Raw genomic sequence first — 4,739 nt, forward strand, 5'->3', positions numbered from 1 at the left:
CCACCCCGACGCTGCGCGCAGTTGCCATCTTCGAAGGTTGAGCCGCGAAGCGGATCAACCAGCGCCGCCATCCCAGCTTGTCCGGCGGTGTCCGGCGCACCCTGGAGCGGCGCATCCGCTCATGGCGTGCGCTGCATGGCGCGGACCAGGAGGTGATCTTCCGCCAGGTGCATGAGTCGGGGCGGATGGGGCTGTCGGACTTCACCGACATGGCTGATCTCGGCGTGACCGTCGCCGGTGTGTCGATGACGGCCAAAATCCGTAGCTATTCGCCGATGTCGGCATGCGGATCGGCCGGTGTAGGGAATTATCGCCCCCTTGTGCGGTCGGCGCACTGGGGACTGGCGGACCATGTCGGAAACCGACCTGCCGCAATGGGAGCAAGCGGTTAAGCGCTCGATAGCCACGCTGACGGCTGGTTGCACCGCCATTGCGGCGGCGCGTGCCTGTTCGGGCTGTCGGTCAGGTGGCGCAACCAAAGCCGAACCCTGATCCGTCACGCGACGGCCACGGGCGCGATATCGACGGCTCCGATCGGCATGCATCTGCCGCCCGCGTTCGCTCGCCTGGTAGCGGCGACGGGCCTCCCGTTGCCTGTTATGCCGCACCTCCGAGGCACACACGCGACCGCAGTAGACTTGACCGCGGTCGCATCGGCTACAGATAACAACCTGTTGGCGGCAATGGAGACAAAGAAAAAGCCGAGGACATGGGCTTTCTTTACAGCCGGAACCATATGGCTTTTCTTGTGGCGACACAGCTTTTGACCTTCGGTCCATCAGACATGTCTGTGAGTGGCACATTCGCACGCACTCGATCCTTGGTGCCGAGTGTGGCTGGGCGGCAAACCACTGTAAAGGCGGGCCTTCGGCCCTCGCCTTCGGCGGCTGACGGCCTTGACAGTGGCTTGCTGTCCAGCCGTCGTTGGCCACCATCGGATCAATGGCCTGGAACGAGTGGCTGCTCCGCCGATCACGCCGACATCGGCGAATAGCTACGGATTTTGGCCGTCATCGACACGGGTCGCTCCCCGGGTGGGGGCGTGGATCGAAACGCTGTGCCTATGCCGCAATCCCGTGTCCGATAGATCGAGGAACCCCGTCTGCGGAATCCAGAAGCGCGGCCAATCGTACCGGATGGATGAAGTAGGTGGCCGAGAAGGCGGCGTGGTCGCTGACATCAGGCAGCTCCAGGCACGGGCTGACGGCCGATGACAGGTCCGCGGTCACGCGGATTTCCCCAAGAGCTTGAGTTCATCGAGGAGTCGCGTGCCCGCGTCCAGGGCCGCCGCGGCTGCATCCGCCGAAACATCGACACCATGCGTCGCCGCGTTCAGGATCCGAAGCGTCTCGCCGAAGGCCGCCGCACTTTGCGGCAGGCCGCGGACCTGTGCCAGGCGCTCCAACATGGACCTGATTGCGGACGAGCCATCGGGAACATTGTGCTGTTGTGTCAGCTGTCGCAGCATGCGCTCGATGTCGATTCGCAGCTTGGCCAGCGCCATGAGCGGATACTCGCGGGCCAGGTCGGCGGGGGTCGGCAAGTCGGCCTCTAGCTGTTTGGGCAGTTGGGGCGACACGCGATACGCCGCGACGCCGAGGGGTTTGGCGCTGTCGCGGAGGGCGTATTCGACGATGACCTCGTTCCGGCCTTTGCACAGGATCAGCCCGATCGTCGGGGCATCGTCGGGATGGCGCAGCAAATCGTCGACGGCCGACAGGTAAAAATTCATCTTGCCGGCATACTCGGGCTTGAAGTCGTCGACCTTGAGATCGATGACGACGAAGCAACGCAGGCGCAGGTGATAGAACAGCAGATCGAGGTAAAAATCCTGGTCGCCGATCTCGAGGTGATACTGGCTGCCGACGAAGGCAAAACCCTTGCCGAGCTCGAGGAGGAGTTCACGTAGGTTGTCGAGCAGGCCTCGTTCGAGCTCTCGCTCCGAGATGTCCGCCGCCGCAGCCAGGAACTCAAAATTATACGGGTCCTTCAGCAGCTCGCGGGCAAGGTCCGATTGCGGGCTCGGCAGGGTTTGGGCAAAATTGGTCGGCGCCTTACCGGCGCGCTCGATGAGCCGGGCCTCGATCTGATGGGTGAGGACGGCCCGGCTCCAGCCGTGCTCGACCGCTTGGCCGGCGTACCAGGCGCGCTCCTTCGGCTGCTTCAAGGCTTCCAGCAGGCGGATATTATGACCCCAGGGCAGTTGTGCAACAAGCTGTTGCACGATTGCCGGGTCCGGCCAGGCCTCCGCGAAAGCCCGCATATATTTCAGGTTGCGCGGCGAGAGGCCGGTCATGTCCGGAAAGTCCCGCCGCAGGTCGCGGGCCAGGCGATCAATGACAGCCGTTCCTCAACCCTCCGCCGACTGCCGGAGCAAAATGTCGCGGCCGATCTCCCAATAGAGCAGGATCAGGTCCCGGTTGACGCTGACTGCGGTGCGCAGCCGCGCGTCGCGGATCCGCGCTTTCAGCGTCGCCAGCAAGTCGGGGTAGGTTTGCGGTGCCGGTAAGGACTCGGTCATGGGCTGTAACTACCAGTTTGGCGCCGCTTCGGCACGATTTGGCGCGGGATCGGCGCCGGCGTGTGTGCCATGCGCAATGGAGCGCAAGGCAGACCTGGATACCCGCACGACGACGTCCAGATGCGCCATCGCCTCTTCGAGGGCGGTGTAATCAAAGTCCCGGCGCTCGATCGGCGTGAGGGGAGGCAACGGGGGCGGCGCAACTTCGGCCTTCTCGATGTCATGGCGAGGGCGGCCGGACCCGCGGGCCGGGTCTGGCCGGTAGGGCGGCCGCACTACGCGCCGCAGCGGAGCCAGGCCCTGCAGGCCGAACAGCCGCCGCTTGGAACAATGCGTCACCTCGATCGCGGTGCCGGCGGCCGTCAGCTCGTCGAGGATGCGGATGGCGCTCTTGACCGCGATGTTGAGGATGCGCGCCAGCGTCGTGGCGGAGAGCACCGCCGCCGCCAATAGGTCGATGACGGCGGTGACGCGGGAATCCTTGCGGCGGCCGGCGATGCAGTGCCGAACCTCGAACCAGGCGGTCGTGTTGCCGCAATTGATGAGAAAAGGGGAGTGGAACGGGGTGGAACCGAGTTGGGGGTCATCAGGCAGCCGCGTTCAGGCAAGACCGGCTCCCGCGCGGCTGGCCAAAACGTTGGCCCATTTCGACCCCGGCGGCACCAACCCGGCCAGGCGCACGCGATCGAGCAGTGCGTTCAGCGAGGCAGGCGCCCAACTGGCGCCGCCACGCGGCGGCCGGTGCCCAAGCCGCACCAGCTCCACACCCATCTCCGCGAGCGTAATCCGGGGCTGGCCGGCAAGCAGACCCGCAACCGCATCACACGCCCGTTGCCGCGCCGCGACACCCTTGCGCGGCTTGCGCCGCGGCGCCATGCCCAAGACAACCGCATCCACCAGACCCTCCGCGACCAGAAACCGCACGGTGCTGACCAATCGGCTTTCGGTGAACGTCTTGGAACCGACAGGCAGGACGACATTCACCGCCACGGTGACCTCCGGCCAGGCCGTCTGCGGCCGCAGACGCCGGACAACCGGCATCCAGGTTTCCATCTCAGCCGTCAGGCGCGCCAGCCTGGTGGCGTGCCGCGATGCCGCGAGCTTGCCAAGCACCACCGGATCCTTGTCCCGCAGCCCGGGGTTCCCGCCTACCCTGCCCCGCGCCTGGGCTGCCTTCACGCCGAACATCGTCCGTTCGCGGATCAGTGCCCGTTCGAATTCAGCAACGGCCCCGAGCATCTGCAGCACGAGAACGCCGCTCGGGCCTGCGGTATCGATCGGATCGGCGAGCGACTTGAAGTGCGCCCCGCGCGCCCTCAGGGTCTCCACCACCGCGAGCAGATGCGACAGCGACCGTGCCAACCGGTCGATTCGCGCCACCACCAACATGTCGCCGCGCCTGACCCGCGCCAGCGCCGCCGTCAGCTGCGGCCGCGCCCGATCACCGCCGGACGCATATTCCTCGAAGATCTCGCCGCAGCCGGCTGTGCGGAGAGCATCCAGCTGCGGGCCGAGGTTCTGATCGTCGGTTGAGACCCGCGCGTAGCCGATCAACGCCATCGTTTCGCTTCCGCACGGCAGCCTACCCCTCTTTTTCAGATCATGGAAGTTCCTCAGAAACGGTTGGTTGGAAACCAAGCATTAAACTGAAATTTCCCGTGTGCGACGTTTAACAATCCTCAAGCTTTCGCGCCGCGAACAGCCGTAGTGCTGGTACCACCCAGGCGATTCTACCAGGCCTGCGTGGAATGAAGCGCGCGCGCGTCCAGCGTCTGCAGTGGCCTGCCGCGGCGCTGCAAGTGACTCACAGGTCGAAGCTGTGGCGCCTATCGCCGTGGTCACACGGCCAGAGCCTTCAGCTCTTGGCGCGCCGCGGCGATCAACTCCCGCGACAGCGCGGGATCCGCGGCCTGTACAGCACGCGCGAGCGTGACCGTGCCGACCATGCCGGCGAACAGCGTAATGGCACGTCGGCGCGCGGTTTCGGCCGGCATCGTGTCCGGGAACTCGCGCTGCAGCAGTTCCAGGAAACGACCGAACCCCTCGGCGAACGCGGCTGCAATTTCCTGGTCCTGCCGCCACATCTCCGGTGCGCAGGATCTTGGCCCCGCCCCAACGGTTGTGCGGACGCAGCTCGACGCCGAAGAGTTCGCCCATCTCGCGGTAGAAGTCGGCGATGTTGGCTTGCGGGCGGCTGATCACCCCGACGGTGACGTCG

General features: G+C 65.6%; 5 protein-coding genes and 1 pseudogene. 1 reads left to right on the forward strand and 5 read right to left on the reverse strand.

Going from position 1 to position 4,739, the window contains the following annotated elements:
* Positions 1–62: 62 nt before the first annotated feature.
* Positions 63–242: pseudogene (locus tag CCS01_RS00415) on the forward strand (IS21 family transposase); the annotation flags it as partial.
* A gap of 983 nt (positions 243–1,225) precedes the next feature.
* On the opposite strand, the gene CCS01_RS00420 reads toward CCS01_RS00415, so the two are convergent.
* The 5 genes from CCS01_RS00420 to CCS01_RS34120 all read right to left on the reverse strand — a co-directional run bounded on the left by CCS01_RS00420 (position 1,226) and on the right by CCS01_RS34120 (position 4,605).
* Positions 1,226–2,338: a PDDEXK nuclease domain-containing protein gene (locus tag CCS01_RS00420; protein WP_275112870.1), complete on the reverse strand. Its 1,113-nt coding sequence runs from the start codon at positions 2,336–2,338 to the stop codon at positions 1,226–1,228.
* A gap of 12 nt (positions 2,339–2,350) precedes the next feature.
* Positions 2,351–2,521, reverse strand: a complete 171-nt coding sequence (locus CCS01_RS34920; protein ID WP_239991960.1) for a DUF1016 N-terminal domain-containing protein — start codon at positions 2,519–2,521, stop codon at positions 2,351–2,353.
* A gap of 9 nt (positions 2,522–2,530) precedes the next feature.
* Positions 2,531–2,959 (reverse strand): hypothetical protein, encoded by a 429-nt coding sequence (locus tag CCS01_RS00425; protein WP_193540090.1) that lies wholly within the window; start codon positions 2,957–2,959, stop codon positions 2,531–2,533.
* A gap of 162 nt (positions 2,960–3,121) precedes the next feature.
* Positions 3,122–4,081 carry a recombinase family protein gene (locus CCS01_RS00430; RefSeq protein WP_104516869.1) on the reverse strand — a complete coding sequence of 320 codons (960 nt, stop codon included), beginning with the start codon at positions 4,079–4,081 and terminating at the stop codon, positions 3,122–3,124.
* 278 nt (positions 4,082–4,359) lie between these two features.
* Positions 4,360–4,605, reverse strand: coding sequence for a hypothetical protein (locus CCS01_RS34120; RefSeq protein ID WP_170114611.1), 246 nt, complete (start codon positions 4,603–4,605; stop codon positions 4,360–4,362).
* Positions 4,606–4,739: the final 134 nt, after the last annotated feature.

The sequence above is a fragment of the Rhodopila globiformis genome (genome assembly GCF_002937115.1).
Classification (GTDB): Bacteria; Pseudomonadota; Alphaproteobacteria; order Acetobacterales; family Acetobacteraceae; genus Rhodopila; species Rhodopila globiformis.